We start from the raw sequence: 16605 nt of genomic DNA, 5'->3' as shown, positions 1-16605 counted from the left end.
CGGGCGCCGTCGATTCGGAAAAGATGCGTCTGCGGCGCGCCGGACAGGCCGTGCGACCGGCGCTCGTCGCCGCGACACAAAGAGCAGTATTGTAACTGACGGCCTGCCGTGCCCGGCGGCCCGAACGATGCGCGCGAACGCCGCCGGCGCACCGGGCGGCAGGCCGCCGCACCCGTGTTCGGGCGCCGCGGCGATCTAGTATGATTGCCGGATCATGTCTCGCAAACCTCTTGTCGACCCGCGGCGCGTCCGCGAGGAAATCGCCCAGTCCGCCGCCCGCCTGATCGCGGAGGACGGGCTGGACTATGCCGGCGCGAAACGCAAGGCCGCGCGCCAGTTGCTCGGCGATTCGCGCGTTGCCGGCGAATGGCTGCCGGATAACGATCAGATCGAGGAAGAACTGCGCGAGTACCTCGCACTATTCCAGAGCGACACGCAGCCGGACGAACTGCGCCTGCTGCGCGAGATCGCGCTCGACTGGATGCGCCGGCTCGCCGAGTTCCGTCCGTATGTGACGGGCGCCGTGCTGAACGGCACCGCAAACGCGCATTCGGATATCCATCTGCAGGCATTCACCGACAACCCGAAGGACGTCGCGATCTACCTGCTGAACCAGAACATCCAGTACGACGTGTCCGAGACGCGGCACTTCGCGGGCCGCGGCGACGTCGAGACGCTGAGCTTCCTGTGGCGCCCGCGGCGCGACGTGGACGCGATCGGCATCCACCTCGCGCTCTATGCGAGCGACGACCTGCGCGGCGCGGTCAAGGCCGACTCGCGCGGCCGGGTCGCCCGCGCGGATGCCGCCGCACTGCGCACGCTCGTCGAAGCAGGCAAAGCCCCTTCCGAACCTGAATGATTCAACGATGATGATGAAACGCATGTTGGCGCTCGCAGTGGTCGCAGCCGCCGCTGTCGCCGGCGGGATTACCGCCGGCCATTGGTTCCGCGACAATGCCGACGACGGCGTCGCCGTCGCCTCGCCCGCCGCAGCGGGCAGCCCGGTCGACCAGTTGTGGGCAGCGGCGCTGACGGGTGTCGACGGCAAGCCGGCCACGCTGGCTGCCTTCAAGGGCCAGAAGGTCGTCGTCAATTTCTGGGCGTCATGGTGCGGCCCGTGCGTCGAAGAGATGCCCGAACTCGTCGCGCTGTCGCATCAGTACAAACAGAAAGGCATCCGTTTCATCGGGATCGGCGTCGATTCCGAGCAGAACGTGAAGAACTTTCTGCAGAAAGTGAAGGTCGACTATCCGGTTTTCATCAGCGGTTATGCGGGCGCCGATCTGGCCCGTAATTTCGGAAACACCGCTGGCGCGTTGCCGTTTACGGTCGTCATCGACGAAACCGGCAAGATTCGCGAGACAAAATTGGGACAAATCCAGCCGTCCGAGCTGAAAAAGACGCTCGACGCGCTGTAAGCTGCCCGAACGCCGGCCCGCACGTTCGCAGCAATTTGTCCGTCGATCGCCGCAATTTCGCGTGAATTCGCCGATACTTTGCATCCGCACCGGTAATTCTTGCAGGTCCGACGAACTCGGCCGTTCGGCAAAACTAGACAAATTTCTCTAAATAGCGCTAAAGTTCGCGCAATTCCGCAGAAATAGAAGCGACCATGACACGATTGCTGGTGCTGCACGGCCCCAACCTGAACCTTCTCGGCACCCGGGAACCGGAGGTGTACGGCCGCGTCACGCTGACACAGATCGATCAGGCGCTTGCCGCGCGTGCCCGGGAAGCCGGCGCCGAACTGTCGTCGTTCCAGAGCAACCATGAAGGCGCGCTGGTCGACCGCATCCAGGCCGCGCGGGAGGAACAGACCGATTTCATCCTGATCAATCCGGCCGCGTATACGCACACGAGCGTCGCGATCCGGGACGCGATCGCCGGCGTTGGCATCCCGTTCGTCGAGGTTCACTTGTCGAACGTGCATCGCCGCGAAGCGTTCAGGCACCACTCCTACTTTTCCGACCAGGCCGAAGGCGTGATCTGCGGGCTCGGCTGGAAAGGTTATCTGTACGCGCTCGAGTACGCGCTGGACAAGCTGCAAGGCACGTCGCGCGGCTGATTTCGCGATCTAGATTCAGCGCCGGCCCCTAACCGGCGCTTTCACGTATTGAAAGGGGAATTCCCGATGGATCTTCGTAAGCTGAAAACTCTGATCGACCTCGTTTCCGAATCCGGCATCTCCGAGCTGGAAGTGACGGAAGGCGAAGGCAAGGTGCGCATCGTCAAGAACGCACCGCCGGTCTACGTACAGCCGACGGCTGGGTATGCCCCGCAATTCAGCGCGCCCGCTCCGTCGGCCGCGCTGCCGACGGACGGTGCCGCTGCGCCGGCAGCCGGCGCCGCAGCCGCGCCGGCCGTCCCGCAGGGCCACGTCGTGACGTCGCCGATGGTCGGCACGTTCTATCGCGCGCCGTCGCCGGGCGCGGATCCGTTCGTCCAGGTCGGCGACACGGTCAAGGAAGGCCAGACGATCTGCATCATCGAAGCGATGAAGCTGCTCAACGAGATCGAGTCCGACAAAGCCGGCGTGATCAAGGAAATCCTCGTCGAGAACGGCCAGGCCGTCGAATACGGCCAGCCGCTTTTCGTGATCGGCTAAGTCCGCCGCGCGGCTAAGCCAGCCGCGCGCCGCCGATGCTCGCCAGGCGCCGTTCGCGCGCCCCTCGAAGAGACGAATACTCGCTATGTTTGAAAAAATCCTCATTGCCAATCGCGGTGAAATCGCGCTGCGCATCCAGCGCGCGTGCCGCGAGCTCGGCGTCAAGACGGTGGTCGTCTACTCGGAAGCCGACAAGGAAGCCAAGTACGTACGCCTCGCGGACGAAGCCGTCTGTATCGGCCCGGCCCCGTCGAACCTGAGCTACCTGAACATGCCGGCGCTGATCAGCGCCGCGGAAGTCACCGACGCCGAGGCGATCCACCCCGGCTACGGCTTCCTGTCGGAGAACGCCGATTTCGCGGAACGCGTCGAGCAGTCGGGCTTCACGTTCATCGGCCCGCGCCCGGAAACGATCCGCATGATGGGTGACAAGGTCACCGCGAAGCAGACGATGATCAAGACCGGCGTGCCGTGCGTGCCGGGCTCGGAAGGCGCGTTGCCGGACGATCCGAAGGAGATCGTCAAGATTGCGCGCACGATCGGCTACCCGGTCATCATCAAGGCGGCGGGCGGCGGCGGCGGGCGCGGGATGCGCGTCGTGCACACCGAGGCCGCGCTCGTCAACGCGGTCAACATGACCCGCGAGGAAGCCGGCCGCGCGTTCGGCAACCCGCAGGTGTACATGGAGAAGTTCCTCGAGAACCCGCGCCACATCGAGATCCAGGTGCTGTCCGACGCGTACAAGAACGCGATCTGGCTCGGCGAGCGCGACTGCTCGATGCAGCGCCGCCACCAGAAGGTGATCGAGGAAGCGCCGGCACCCGGCATTCCGCGCCGCCTGATCGACCGCATCGGCGACCGCTGCGCGGACGCGTGCAAGAAGATGGGCTACCTCGGCGCGGGCACGTTCGAATTCCTGTACGAAAACGGCGAGTTCTACTTCATCGAAATGAACACGCGCGTGCAGGTCGAGCACCCGGTGTCGGAACTGATCACGGGCGTCGACATCGTGCAGGAACAGATCCGCATCGCGGCCGGCGAGAAGCTCGCGCTGCGCCAGCGCGACATCCAGTTCCGCGGACATGCGATCGAATGCCGGATCAACGCGGAAGATCCGTTCAAGTTCACGCCGTCGCCGGGCCGGATCACGTCGTGGCATACGCCGGGCGGCCCCGGCGTGCGCGTCGATTCGCATGCCTACAATGGCTATTTCGTGCCGCCGAACTATGATTCGATGATCGGCAAGCTGATCACCTACGGCGCGACCCGCGAGCAGGCGATCAGCCGGATGCGCATCGCGCTGTCGGAAATGGTCGTCGAAGGCATCCAGACCAACATCCCGCTGCACCGCGAGCTGATGATCGACTCGAAGTTCGTCGAAGGCGGCACCAGCATCCACTACCTCGAAAACCGGCTCGCACAGAAGCAGCAGGTCGCACCGGAAGAAGCGTAAGCATGAGCTATCGCGAACTCGTCGTCGAACTGGCCCGTGAGCACGCGGAGGCATTGTCCGACGCGCTGCTCGACCTCGGCGCGCTGTCGGTGTCCGTCGAGGACGCCGACGCCGACACGCCCGACGAACAGCCGCTCTTCGGCGAGCCCGGCCTCGTGCCCGACCGCACCGCGTGGCAGCACTCGCGCGTGGTCGCACTGCTGTCGCCCGACCACGATCCGGCCGTGCTGCTCGCGGCGGCCGCGAACGAGATCGGCCTCGCCGGGACGCCGAAATTCGACGTCCGCGAAGTCGAGGAACAGGACTGGGTGCGGCTCACGCAATCGCAGTTCGAGCCGATCCCGATCGGCGAGCGGATCTGGGTCGTGCCGTCGTGGCACGACGCGCCCGATCTCGACGCGCTCGTACTCGAACTCGACCCCGGCCTCGCGTTCGGCACCGGTAGCCACCCGACCACGCGCCTTTGCATGGAATGGCTCGAACAATCGGTGAAGCCCGGCCAGTCGGTGCTCGACTACGGCTGCGGCTCCGGCATTCTCGCGATCCTCGCGAAGAAATGCGGGGCGAACCCCGTCATCGGCATCGACATCGATCCGCAGGCGGTCGAATCGGCACGGCAGAACAGCGAACGCAACCGCGCGGAAGTCACGTACGGGCTGCCCGATGCATGCCCGGACGGCGAATTCGACATCGTCGTCGCGAACATCCTGTCGAACCCGCTGAAGCTGATGGCGTCGATGCTCGCGTCGAAGGTCAAACCGGGCGGGCGCATCGCGCTGTCGGGCGTGCTCGCGCGCCAGGCGGACGAAGTCGCGGCCGTCTATGCGCGCTACATCGACATCTCGGTCTGGCGCGAACACGAAGGTTGGGTATGCCTTGCCGGAACCCGGCGGGAAAGCCATTAGAATAGCGCTGTCCTTTACTCTGGCCAGCAGGCCGCCCGGCTCGACATGCTTCTTGCGACGCGCTGCCCCCATTGCGAAACCGTCTTCCGGCTGCAGCAGGAACAGCTCTCGCTGCATGAAGGGCTCGTGCGCTGCGGGCATTGCCACGAAGTCTTCAACGCGTCGGAATCGCTCGTTCCCGAGCACGCGCAGCAGCCCGAACCGGCATTGACCGAAACGGCTGCCGCGCCGGAGAACGGCGACGCGCACCACCAGGCCGCGCCCGCGCGGCTGTTCGCCGCCGACGCGCCGGCCGGGTTGCCGTCCGACACCGATTACAAGCCGGAAGGCTGGGACATGTGGGCGCCATGGCTCGACGCCGGCGTCGATCCGTCGCTGCAGCACAACGTGCAGACCGTGCGCACTGCGCCGCTGGTGCCGCTCGCGCTCCCGTCCACCGAAGCCGGCATCGTTCACCTGTCGGGTACGCCCGCGCCGTTCCCGTCCCCGACCGAGCTCGATGCATCCGCCGACGCCGCACAACCGGCCGAACCGCATTCGACGCAGACGGAACAGGAAATCGAAGCATCGCCGGCGCCCGTCGTGTCCCCCGTCGAACGCGACCCGCATGAGCCCCGCTTCGTCGCCCACATTCCGTCGGAAGCAGAAACCGCTACCGACGACACCGAACCCGTGGGCAACGCGCACTTCGCCGTACCGGACGACGAGCGCGCGCCGCGCGAACCGCGTTTTGCGTTCGCTCCGGCGCCGGCCGTCACCGCACCCGAAACCGGATCCGAACCTGACGCCGCCGCCCGGCACGACAAAACACCGGCCGCGGTCACCGCCGCGCCGTTCCCCGCCGCGCCGACCGACGACGATCGCCCGCCCTTCGCCGTCACGCGCGAGACGCGCGCGCCGCAGCGGCGGGGGGTGCTCGGCGGCTTTTTCGGCGGCCTCGTCGCCGCGGTACTGGCCTTCCTGCTCGTCGCGCAACTCGCATGGTGGCAGCGCGAGACGCTGATGATCTACTGGCCCGTCACGCAGGGCTGGTTCCGTCAGGCCTGCGCGCCGCTCGGCTGCACGGTCGCGCCGCCGCGCGCGATCGACGGCCTGCGGCTCGACGCGACCGACCTGCGCCAGCTCGACGGCCCGCGCGTGCTCGAGCTGAAAGTGCCGCTGACGAACCGCTACCGCGTCGCGCTCGCGTACCCGTCGCTCGAACTGACGCTGCTCGACGACACCAATCACGTGACCGTGCGCCGCGTGCTCGCGCCGCGCGACTACGTGCGCCCGGGTACGCCGATCGACGCCGGGCTGCCGCCCGGCAAGACGCAGACGATGATCGTCCGCGTCGAAACGAACGGCACGCCCGCCTCGAATTTCCGCGTCCAGATCTTCTATCCGTGACGCGCCGCGGCGCGCGCCTGCGCGCCCGTCTCAACCCGCGCGCCCGAGCGGCGCGCTATTTCGGAGCACGAACATGAGCAAAGTTACGCTGGGTGGCAACCCGATCGATCTCGCCGGCACGTTCCCGGCCGTCGGCGCCCAAGCCGCCGATTTCAAGCTGGTCGGCAAGGACCTCGCCGACCTGTCGCTCGCCAGCTTCGCCGGCAAGCGCAAGGTGCTGAACATCGTGCCGAGCCTCGACACGCCGACCTGCGCGACGTCGACCCGCAAGTTCAACGAAGCCGCGTCGTCGCTCGACAACACGGTCGTGGTCGTCGTGTCCGCCGACCTGCCGTTCGCCGCCACGCGCTTCTGCACGACCGAAGGCCTCGCGAACGTCGTGACGGCTTCGACGTTCCGCACCGGCCGCGCGTTCGCGAACGCATACGGCGTCGACGTGACGAGCGGCCCGCTGAACGGCCTGACCGCACGTGCCGTCGTCGTGCTCGACGCGCAGGACAAGGTGATCCACGCGGAACTCGTCGGCGAGATCAAGGACGAGCCGAACTACGACGCCGCGCTCGCCGCACTGAAGTAAGCTTTCCCCCCGCTGTCCCCTGCCGCGCCGCGCCCTTCGCGCGGCGCTGTCGCGCAGGGCCTTTCATTTCTACAGGAACGCACACCTTGGCTACGCTGATTTGCGGCTCGATCGCCTACGACTCCATCATGACCTTCGAAGGGCGGTTCCGCGAGCACATCCTGCCCGACCAGGTGCACCTCATCAACCTGAGCTTCCTCGTGCCGACGATGCGCCGCGAATTCGGCGGCTGCGCGGGCAACATCGCGTACGCGCTGCACCTGCTCGGCGGCGATGCGCGCATGATGGGGACGATGGGCGCGCTCGACGCGCAGCCGTATCTCGACCGGTTCGATCAGCTCGGCCTGCGCTGCGATCACGTTCGCGTGTTGCCCGACACGTACACGGCGCAAGCGATGATCACGACCGATCTCGACAACAACCAGATCACTGCGTTCCACCCCGGCGCGATGATGCAGTCGCACCTGAACCACGCGGGCGACGCGCCGGACATCAAGCTCGCGATCGTCGGCCCCGACGGCTTCGACGGGATGGTGCAGCACGTGGAAGAGCTCGCCAAGGCCGGTGTGCCGTTCGTGTTCGATCCGGGCCAGGGCCTGCCGCTGTTCGACGGCGCGACGCTGCGCCGCAGCATTGAACTTGCGACCTATGTCGCGGTCAACGACTACGAGGCCAAGCTGGTGAGCGACAAAACGGGATGGTCCGAAGACGAAATCGCCAGCCGGGTCGACGCCCTCGTCATTACGCGTGGCGAGCACGGCGCGACCATCCGCCACAAGCAGGGCACGGATCAGATTCCGGTTGTGCCGGCCGAGCGTGTCGTCGATCCGACCGGCTGCGGCGATGCCTTCCGGGGCGGCCTGCTGTTCGGTATCGAGAACGGCCTCGACTGGGCAACCACGGGCCGCCTCGCGAGCCTGATGGGTTCGATCAAGATCGCTCACCAGGGGCCCCAGACTTACGTACTGACGCGCGCCGAAATCGACGCGCGCTTCGAGGCTGCATTCGGTTACAGTCTCAAATGAATATTGTGGGAGAGCCAAAATGTTGACGAAAAAAAACCTCACGCTCGCGGCCATGCTGACTGCCACGCTGACCCTCGCCGGCTGCTTCACGGCACCCGGTTCGGCAGATGTCTATAGCGTCGGCCAGGCGCAGCGCGAACAGACGGTCCGCATGGGCACGGTCGAAAGCGTCCGCGCGGTGCGCATCCAGTCCGACGGCGGCGGCAGCGCGATCGGCACGCTCGGCGGCGGCGCACTCGGCGCGGTCGCAGGCAGCGCGATCGGCGGCGGCAAGGGATCGATCCTGACGGCAATCGCCGGCGGCCTCGTCGGTGCGGTCGCGGGCAACGCGGTCGGCGAAAACCTCAGCACGGCGAACGGTGTCGAAATCACCGTGCGCCTCGACAACGGCGACCTGCGCTCGATCACGCAGGCAGCAAACGGCGAAGCGTTCCGCACCGGCGAGCGTGTGCGGCTGCTGTCGAGCGGCGGCGTCACGCGCGTCACGCACTAACCGGGTACCTCAGCATGCGGCGCAAGCCGCAGTCGAACGCATGTGCGAAGCTGCACATGCGTTTTTTTTCGTCCGTCCTCGCCGCGGCCGGTACATGGGCGAATACGGACGAAAAAAATCCCGCCACCTGAGCCAGATGGCGGGACTGATTGAGTAGCGCTACTCAACCCACGGACACCACGTGAGTGCCCGGGTGATGCTGGTCAGCCGCGATTACGGACGGCTGCCGGTCGGGAACGGCCATGCCGCTGCCGGGTTGAGCGCGGTCTTCACGCCCGATGCCGGCGCGACCGATGCGGTCGACGCGGTCGTTGCCGGTGCAGCCTTCTTCACGACGGCCTTCTTCGGAGCAGCAGCCTTCTTCGCCGGCGCGGCAGCCTTCTTCGCAGGGGCAGCCTTCTTGGCGGGCGCAGCCTTCTTCGCAGCGGCCTTCTTCGCAGGCGCAGCCTTCTTGGCAGCAGCCTTCTTCGCAGGCGCAGCCTTCTTGGCAGCAGCCTTCTTGGCCGGCGCGGCCTTCTTCGCAGCAACCTTCTTCACTGCGACTTTCTTCGCTGCAACCTTCTTCGCAGCAGCCTTCTTGGCCGGCGCTGCCTTCTTCGCAGCAACCTTCTTCACTGCGACTTTCTTCGCTGCGACCTTCTTGGCTGCAACCTTCTTCGTTGCGACCTTCTTTGCCGCGACCTTCTTCGCAGCGGCCTTCTTCGCCGGTGCTGCCTTCTTCGCGGCAACCTTCTTCACCGCGACCTTCTTCGCAGCAACCTTCTTCACTGCGGCGGCCTTCTTCGCCGGAGCAGCGGCCTTCTTCGCGACGGTCTTCTTGGCAGCAACTTTCTTAGCAGCCGGTTTTTTCTTGGCGGTAGCCATGTTGTTCTCCTTCAGGTTCAGATGAGAGTCAGTTCAAACTACACCCTTCGTCAAAACCCGCTTCCCGCGGACGCTGTTCAGGACGTGCGCTTCGAAGCGGGCTATTCATCGGCGTACGCGGATACCGCGCGCTTACGCTAATGAATACGGTATGGCGCGCGTGACCACCCGGCCTCGCGCGCCAAATCAAGTCGGTAGCCGGCGCGCCTCGCGCCGCTACCCCTAATCGCTTGATCAAGCGGACCGCCACACGGCCGTCCGCTTTATCCGGAGGGAAGTTTGCCCATCCCACTGAAGGGTTCGCAAAGTGCCGGTCGTGTCGTTGGGCCGCTAAGGCACCGGGCATGCTTTGCATCAGGCGTTCTTGCTCCTAAACCTTGGGCCGGGGCCGAGAGGCCGCCGGCTGCTCCATCATGTAACGGGTTCGCTGCTGCGGGTCATTCCCAGGACAGCGCGCCCCCCGTCTGATACTCGATCACACGCGTCTCGAAGAAGTTGCGCTCCTTCTTCAGGTCGATCATCTCGCTCATCCACGGGAACGGGTTTTCCTCGTTCGGGTACAGCGGATCGAGGCCGATCTGCTGGCAACGGCGGTTGCTGATGAAGCGCAGATAGCTCTTGAACATCGACGCGTTCAAACCCAGCACGCCGCGCGGCATCGTGTCCTCGGCGTAGCGGTATTCGAGTTCGACAGCCTGCTTGAACAGCTCGCGAATCTCCGCGCGGAATTCCGCGGTCCAGAGATGCGGGTTCTCGAGCTTGATCTGGTTGATCAGGTCGATGCCGAAGTTGCAGTGCATCGACTCGTCGCGCAGGATGTACTGATATTGCTCTGCAGCACCCGTCATCTTGTTCTGGCGGCCGAGTGCGAGGATCTGCGTGAACCCGACATAGAAGAACAGGCCTTCCATGATGCAGGCGAACACGATCAGCGACTTCAGCAGCTTCTGATCCGCTTCGAGCGTGCCGGTCTTGAAGGCCGGGTCCGTCAGCGTGTGGATGAACGGGATCAGGAATTCGTCCTTCGCGCGGATCGACGCGACCTCGTGGTACGCGTTGAAGATCTCGCCTTCGTCGAGACCGAGCGATTCGACAATATATTGATACGCGTGCGTGTGGATCGCCTCTTCGAACGCCTGGCGCAGCAGGAACTGCCGACACTCGGGCGCCGTGATGTGGCGGTACGTGCCGAGCACGATGTTGTTCGCCGCGAGCGAATCGGCCGTCACGAAGAAGCCAAGGTTGCGCTTCACGATGCGGCGCTCATCCTCGGTCAGACCGTTCGGGTCCTTCCACAGAGCGATGTCGCGGGACATGTTGATTTCCTGCGGCATCCAGTGGTTCGCGCAACCGGCCAGATACTTTTCCCACGCCCACTTGTACTTGAACGGCACCAGCTGATTGACGTCAGTCTGGCCGTTGATGATGCGCTTGTCGGCGACATTGACCCGCGCTTCCGAACCGCCGGCGGGAACAGCCGATGCTTGCGGCGGCACCGCAAGATCGCCTTCGAAAATGTCACGGACCTGATGGGCGGCAGGCGACGCAGCCTGCATTCCGACAGCCACTCCTGCGGGGGCGCGCATCGCATTGTGCTGCGCTCCGCTCGCGGGAGTTACGGCAGTCTTCTCGTCATCCCAGTTGAGCATAAATTCTCACCATCAATTTAGAACGGTTTGTACCATCTTTTCCTGAGCGATAAAAGGGTTCGCTCACGAAAAATCCTTTTTTCGATTCGCGTTGCGACCTCGATACAACACTTTGAGCAACGCATCGTCGTTCATGCAGAGCGCGACGTGTGTCGCGCGTGTATCGCGAGGTGCGCTCGACGCATCGAACGCTGATCGAAACGCGACGTCGTCGGGGATGTTTCGATCGCTTGTCGCTGCCTGCAACGCTGGTGCCGCGTTACAGATTCCTTATCATTTTTTTAGTTGAGAGCGGCGCACACTTCAACCTCGATCGGTCGTCGTGCGCGCCGCACGGCACATCTTCAGGTCAGGCGCGCTGCGTTACTGGCACGCTTCGCATTCGTCGAAGCCCGGATCGCCCGGACGCATCGTGCACACCGGACCGTCGGCCTCGACCGGCGCGAGTGCCGCCGCTGCGCCGATCGCGCCCGACGACGCATCGCCGCCTGCCGCACCGAAGCCGCCTGCCGCGCCTTGCGCGCCGCCGCTGCTCGAACCACCGCCGCTCGCACCACCCGTCGGCACCGCGTTCAGCGCGCCGTGTGCGACCGTCGACTTCTCGACGTGCGTCGCCGCCATCGTGCGGAGGTAGTAGGTCGTCTTCAGGCCGCGCAGCCAGGCGAGCTTGTAGACCTCGTCGAGCTTCTTGCCCGACGCGCCGCCCATGTAGATGTTCAGCGACTGCGCCTGGTCGATCCACTTCTGGCGACGCGATGCGGCTTCGACCAGCCACGTCGGATCGACTTCGAACGCGGTCGCGTAGATCGCGCGCAGGTCGGCCGGGATGCGGTCGATGCGCGACAGCATGCCGTCGAAGTACTTCAGGTCGGCGACCATCACTTCGTCCCACAGGCCGCGTTCCTTCAGGTCGCGAACGAGGAACTCGTTCACCACCGTGAACTCGCCCGACAGGTTCGACTTCACGTACAGGTTCTGGAAGGTCGGCTCGATGCACGCCGACACGCCGATGATGTTCGAGATCGTCGCCGTCGGCGCGATCGCGACGCAGTTCGAGTTGCGCATGCCGTGCGCGGCGATCCGCGAACGCAGCGTCGTCCAGTCGAGCGACTCGGACGTGTCGACCTCGACGTAGCCGCCGCGCGCTTCCGTCAGCAGCTTCAGCGTGTCCTGCGGGAGGATGCCGCGATCCCACAGCGAGCCGCGGTAGCTCGAGTAGCGGCCGCGCTCTTCGGCCAGCTCGGTCGACGCGTAGTACGCGTAGTAGCAGACCGCTTCCATCGAGCGATCGGCGAACTCGACCGCCGCTTCCGACGCGTACGGCGTGCGCAGCAGGTGCAGGCAGTCCTGGAAGCCCATGATGCCCATGCCGACCGGGCGGTGCTTCAGGTTCGAGTTACGCGCCTTCGGCACCGCGTAGTAGTTGATGTCGATCACGTTGTCGAGCATGCGCATCGCGACGCTGATCGTGCGCTTGAGCTTGTCGTGGTCGAGCGCGTAGCTGCCGTCGGCCTGCTTCACCAGGTGCGCGAGCAGGTTCACGGAGCCGAGGTTGCACACCGCGATTTCGGTGTCGCTCGTGTTCAGCGTGATTTCCGTGCACAGGTTCGACGAGTGGACGACGCCGACGTGCTGCTGCGGCGAGCGGATGTTGCACGGATCCTTGAACGTGATCCACGGGTGGCCCGTCTCGAACAGCATGCCGAGCATCTTGCGCCAGAGCTGCTGCGCCGGGATCTTCTTGAACAGCTTGATCTCGCCGCGCGCGACCTTCTCTTCGTAAGCCGTGTAAGCCTTCTCGAAATCGGCGCCGAACTTGTCGTGCAGGTCCGGGCAGGTCGACGGCGAGAACAGCGTCCAGTCGGCGCCTTCCATCACGCGCTTCATGAACAGGTCGGGAATCCAGTTCGCCGTGTTCATGTCGTGCGTACGGCGGCGATCGTCGCCCGTGTTCTTGCGCAGCTCGAGGAATTCCTCGATGTCGAGGTGCCAGGATTCGAGGTACGCGCAGACCGCGCCCTTGCGCTTGCCGCCCTGGTTGACCGCGACGGCCGTGTCATTCACGACCTTCAGGAACGGGACCACGCCTTGCGACTTGCCGTTCGTGCCCTTGATATGCGAGCCGAGTGCGCGCACGCGCGTCCAGTCGTTGCCGAGACCGCCGGCGAACTTCGACAGCAGCGCGTTTTCCTTCAGCGCTTCATAGATGCCGTCGAGATCGTCCGCGACCGTCGTCAGGTAGCACGACGACAGTTGCGAGCGGTGCGTGCCCGAGTTGAACAGCGTCGGCGTCGAGCTCATGAAGTCGAAGCTCGACAGCACGTTGTAGAACTCGATCGCGCGCGTTTCGCGGTCGATCTCGTTCAGCGACAAACCCATCGCGACGCGCATGAAGAATGCCTGCGGCATTTCGATGCGGGTGCCGTCGACGTGCAGGAAGTAGCGGTCGTACAGCGTCTGCAGGCCGAGGTAGCCGAACTGCAGGTCGCGGTTCGCGTCGAGCGCTTCACCGAGGCGCTTCAGGTCGAACTGCAGCAGCTTGTCGTCGAGCAGGCCGGCGTCGACGCCGCGCTTCAGGAACTGCGGGAAGTACTCCGCGTAACGGGTCGACATCTCCGCCTGCAGGACTTCCTCGCCGAGGATCTCGCGGCGGATCGTGTGCAGCAGGATGCGGGCCGTGACCTGGCTGTATGCCGGGTCCTTCTCGATCATCGTGCGCGCAGCGAGGATCGCCGAGTCGTAGACCTGGCTCATCGGCACGCCGTCGTACAGGTTCTTCACCGTCTCCGCGACGATCGGCTCAGGGTTAACCGCAGCGCCGAGGCCATCGCACGACGACACGATCAGCGCGCGCAGCGCGTTCATGTCGAGCGGACGCGAGACGCCGTTGTCGACGACGTTGATGCCGGTGCTCGACTCGCCGCCTGCCGCCGCTGCTTCCTCGCCCGCATGCTGGCGCTCGAGGTGACGCTTCTCGCGATACAGCACGTACGCACGCGCGACGTTGTGCTCGCCGCCGCGCATCAGCGCGAGTTCGACCTGGTCCTGGATGTCTTCGATATGGAACGTACCGCCGTTCGGGCGGCTGCGCACGAGCGCGCGCACGACGTTGTGCGTCAGCTGTTCGACCTGCTCGCGCACGCGCGCCGATGCCGCGCCCTGCCCGCCGTTGACGGCCAGGAAAGCCTTGGTCACCGCGATCGCGATCTTCGAAGGCTCGAACGACACCACGCTGCCGTTGCGACGGATCACCTTGTAGTCGGCGAACGTGGCTTGCGGCGCGAGCGCTTGCGCGCCCTGTTCGGTCCCGCCGAGCGGACGGCTCGAGGCGCTCTCGTACTGGGACGTCGCGTTGTCGGTGGTTTGCATGTGCAAAGCTCCTGGTGTTGGATGGTGCGGAGAGAACCGCGGATTAAAACGAACGCTGCGCAATGCGGTGCGCGAGCGGTAAGAGGCGAGCGATGCGTCGGGGAAGCCGGTTCGGTCGATGCGCGACAACCGAGCCGGTCGTGTGCTTCGTCATGTGTACCCCGCCCCGTCGAAATTCGCTGCGCTGATCGCGACGCTCTGACCGCCCGGCCTGACGCGCCGCCCTGAGAACCCTGTCCGCCGGCGTTGCCCGCCGGCCGGTGCCGCTCGGGTTTCCCCTGCGACACACACTATATCTAGTACAGAACTGCTCAACTGGCACCAAGTATAGTGGACATTCGGACGACGTCCAAACGGATAATTTGCGATAGAGGTCTTGACATCGCTCGCGCGCCGACACGACAAGGCATTGGTCGGAGAAAAAACTTTCTCCGGTCAAAAAACCCCGCGATCAGTGCTGACGGAAAGGAAAGTATTCGGCGGAAAAACCGGCATCGCTCGCGAAGCGTTGCCAATCGAAATGCGGGCCCGGGTCGGTCTTGCGGCCCGGCGCGACGTCCGAGTGCCCCGCGAATGCGTCGACCGGATAACGTGCGGCGAGCGCGCGCGAGAGCGCGGCGAGCATCGCGTACTGCGCGTCGTCGAACGGCACGTCGTCCGCGCCTTCGAGCTCGATGCCGATCGAGAAATCGTTGCAGCGCGCCCGGCCGAAGAACTCGGACGAGCCCGCGTGCCACGCGCGCTCGTCGCACGACACGAACTGCACGAGCTCGCCGCCGCGGCGGATCAGGAAGTGCGCGGACACGCGCACGCCGCGCAGGTGGCTCTGGTAATAGGGGTGCGCATCGCAGTCGAGGCGATTCAGGAACAGCGCCTCGATCGCGTCGCCGCCGAATTCGCCGGGCGGCAGGCTGATGTTGTGGACGACCACGAGCGTCGGCACCGCACCCGCGGGCCGCGCCTCGAAGTTCGGCGACGGCGCATGGCGCGCTTCGCGCACCCAGCCGTTCGCGTCGACCGACAACGGCGGCCTGTCGCTCATCGTGCGTCGTGACCGCTCGCGCGCGCGGCGTGGCGCTGTGCGTGCTCGGCGCTGCAGAAGTATTCGCCGCCCGCGGCGACGGCGTCGCCCTTCGGCGCATGCACGCCGCATTCGGCGCAGCGCACCATCGGCTCGGGCAGCGACCGCGTGTCGCCGTTCGGGCGCGCGGCGCCGGCACCCGGCGCGCCGCCGTCACCCGCGCCGCGGCCGGTGCGTGCCTGCGCGTGCTCCTGGGCCTGGCGCAGCTTGCGCGCGAGCCACGAACCGGCGAAGAAGAGAAGAATCAGGAGAAGAATCTGTCGCATCGTAAGCCTGCGGTCAAACCACGGAACGGTGCAGCAGCACCTCGAAAACGAACCGGCTGCCGACATACGCGAGCAGCAGCGCGGCGAACGACACGAGCACCCAGCGCGCGGCGCCGCGCCCGCGCCAGCCCGACGTCTTGCGGGCGACCAGCAGGCCGCCGAACATCAGCCACGACAGGATCGCGAACACGGTCTTGTGGTCGAGCCGCAGCGCGCGCGCGTCGACCTGCTCGCTGAACAGGATGCCCGACGCGAGCGTCAGTGTGAGCAGCACGAAGCCGGCGCCGATCAGGCGGAACAGCAGCTTCTCGAGCGTGAGCAGCGGCGGCAGCGTTTCGAGCCAGCTCGCGATCCAGCCCGTCGAGCCGTCGCGCCCGCCGTTGCGCAGCGACTGCAGGCGCCGCTCGACCATCAGCATCAGGATCGCGTGCAGCGCCGCGATCGCGAACAGGCCGTACGCGATGTTCGCGATCAGGAAGTGCAGCTTGAACAACGGCGCTGCGGCATAAGGAAGCACCCGCACGCCGCCGAACACCAGCGGCAGCAGCGACGCGCCGCACGCGAGCGGCAGCACCAGCAGGCGCAGGCTGTCGAGCGGGAAGAAAAAGCTCTCGATCCAGTAGATGCCGGCGCCGAGCCAGAACATCGCGGACAGCGCGAACGCGAAGCCGAACACCATCGCGTCGTTCGGAAAAATCGTCATGTGGAGCAGCACGCCGTGCGCGACGAGCGCGGCGAACAGCAGCGCGCGGCCGGCCCCGCTCATCCCGGACGCGGCGGACGCGGGAACCGGCACGGCCGGCACGCTCGCGACGAGCGGCGTCGCGCCCTGGCGGTGCGTGCGCCAGCCTGCGACGGCGAGGCCGCCGTACAGGAATGCGGTGAGGGCATACAGTACAATATCCATGTTCGAAGTTTACACTAGGCCC

At 65.6% G+C, this 16605-nt stretch carries 17 protein-coding genes; 10 read left to right on the top strand and 7 right to left on the bottom strand.

Translation table 11 applies throughout. The features are described from left to right. Window positions 1-214: 214 nt before the first annotated feature. The 10 genes from FPJ27_RS21915 (at window position 215) to FPJ27_RS21870 (ending at window position 8447) form a co-directional block, all read left to right on the top strand. Complete coding sequence (locus FPJ27_RS21915; RefSeq protein ID WP_034182679.1) at window positions 215-859, top strand: hypothetical protein; 645 nt, start codon at window positions 215-217, stop codon at window positions 857-859. A gap of 7 nt (window positions 860-866) precedes the next feature. Next, window positions 867-1418 (top strand): TlpA disulfide reductase family protein, encoded by a 552-nt coding sequence (locus FPJ27_RS21910; RefSeq protein WP_204426338.1) that lies wholly within the window; start codon window positions 867-869, stop codon window positions 1416-1418. Window positions 1419-1612: 194 nt separating this feature from the next. Beyond that, complete coding sequence (gene aroQ, locus FPJ27_RS21905; RefSeq protein WP_072436363.1) at window positions 1613-2065, top strand: type II 3-dehydroquinate dehydratase; 453 nt, start codon at window positions 1613-1615, stop codon at window positions 2063-2065. Between the two features lie 66 nt (window positions 2066-2131). Continuing rightward, entirely contained in the window at window positions 2132-2605 is a 474-nt protein-coding gene (gene accB / locus FPJ27_RS21900; protein WP_072436364.1) for an acetyl-CoA carboxylase biotin carboxyl carrier protein, read from the top strand. 85 nt (window positions 2606-2690) lie between these two features. Beyond that, entirely contained in the window at window positions 2691-4058 is a 1368-nt protein-coding gene (accC, locus tag FPJ27_RS21895; RefSeq protein WP_072436365.1) for an acetyl-CoA carboxylase biotin carboxylase subunit, read from the top strand. Between the two features lie 2 nt (window positions 4059-4060). Continuing rightward, window positions 4061-4963 (top strand): 50S ribosomal protein L11 methyltransferase, encoded by a 903-nt coding sequence (gene prmA, locus FPJ27_RS21890; protein WP_204425722.1) that lies wholly within the window; start codon window positions 4061-4063, stop codon window positions 4961-4963. Between the two features lie 45 nt (window positions 4964-5008). Further along, window positions 5009-6352, top strand: a complete 1344-nt coding sequence (locus tag FPJ27_RS21885) for a DUF3426 domain-containing protein (protein WP_204425720.1) — start codon at window positions 5009-5011, stop codon at window positions 6350-6352. Window positions 6353-6425: 73 nt separating this feature from the next. Then, window positions 6426-6929 (top strand): thiol peroxidase, encoded by a 504-nt coding sequence (gene tpx / locus FPJ27_RS21880; protein WP_034182673.1) that lies wholly within the window; start codon window positions 6426-6428, stop codon window positions 6927-6929. A gap of 86 nt (window positions 6930-7015) precedes the next feature. Further along, complete coding sequence (locus FPJ27_RS21875; protein WP_072436368.1) at window positions 7016-7954, top strand: carbohydrate kinase family protein; 939 nt, start codon at window positions 7016-7018, stop codon at window positions 7952-7954. 19 nt (window positions 7955-7973) lie between these two features. Next, window positions 7974-8447, top strand: a complete 474-nt coding sequence (locus FPJ27_RS21870) for a glycine zipper 2TM domain-containing protein (protein ID WP_204425717.1) — start codon at window positions 7974-7976, stop codon at window positions 8445-8447. 213 nt (window positions 8448-8660) lie between these two features. Here FPJ27_RS21870 and FPJ27_RS21865 read toward each other — a convergent pair whose 3' ends face one another. The 7 genes from FPJ27_RS21865 to ccsA form a co-directional block, all read right to left on the bottom strand. Next, window positions 8661-9311 (bottom strand): histone H1-like DNA-binding protein, encoded by a 651-nt coding sequence (locus FPJ27_RS21865; RefSeq protein WP_069746258.1) that lies wholly within the window; start codon window positions 9309-9311, stop codon window positions 8661-8663. A 28-nt stretch (window positions 9312-9339) separates the two neighbouring features. Then, window positions 9340-9666 (bottom strand): hypothetical protein, encoded by a 327-nt coding sequence (locus tag FPJ27_RS21860; protein WP_072436369.1) that lies wholly within the window; start codon window positions 9664-9666, stop codon window positions 9340-9342. Between the two features lie 82 nt (window positions 9667-9748). Continuing rightward, the gene (locus tag FPJ27_RS21855; protein ID WP_034182669.1) at window positions 9749-10960 is read right to left on the bottom strand and encodes a ribonucleotide-diphosphate reductase subunit beta; all 1212 of its coding nucleotides are present in this window, start codon (window positions 10958-10960) and stop codon (window positions 9749-9751) included. A 363-nt stretch (window positions 10961-11323) separates the two neighbouring features. Further along, window positions 11324-14329, bottom strand: a complete 3006-nt coding sequence (locus tag FPJ27_RS21850; RefSeq protein ID WP_072436372.1) for a ribonucleoside-diphosphate reductase subunit alpha — start codon at window positions 14327-14329, stop codon at window positions 11324-11326. 451 nt (window positions 14330-14780) lie between these two features. After that, complete coding sequence (gene ampD, locus FPJ27_RS21845) at window positions 14781-15371, bottom strand: 1,6-anhydro-N-acetylmuramyl-L-alanine amidase AmpD (RefSeq protein ID WP_204425715.1); 591 nt, start codon at window positions 15369-15371, stop codon at window positions 14781-14783. Then, a complete protein-coding gene (locus tag FPJ27_RS21840) occupies window positions 15368-15676 on the bottom strand; it encodes a PP0621 family protein (protein WP_034182666.1) in 309 nt (102 codons plus the stop codon). The genes ampD and FPJ27_RS21840 overlap by 4 nt, the downstream gene beginning before the upstream one ends. A 13-nt stretch (window positions 15677-15689) precedes the next feature. Beyond that, window positions 15690-16583: a cytochrome c biogenesis protein CcsA gene (gene ccsA / locus FPJ27_RS21835; protein WP_034182665.1), complete on the bottom strand. Its 894-nt coding sequence runs from the start codon at window positions 16581-16583 to the stop codon at window positions 15690-15692. Window positions 16584-16605 lie beyond the last annotated feature (22 nt).

It is taken from the genome of Burkholderia sp. MS455 (assembly GCF_016899445.1).
In the GTDB taxonomy this organism is placed as follows: Bacteria; Pseudomonadota; Gammaproteobacteria; order Burkholderiales; family Burkholderiaceae; genus Burkholderia; species Burkholderia pyrrocinia_C.
The sequence above is the reverse complement of the archived record's forward strand: the minus strand, read 5'-3'. Positions and strand labels throughout refer to the sequence as shown.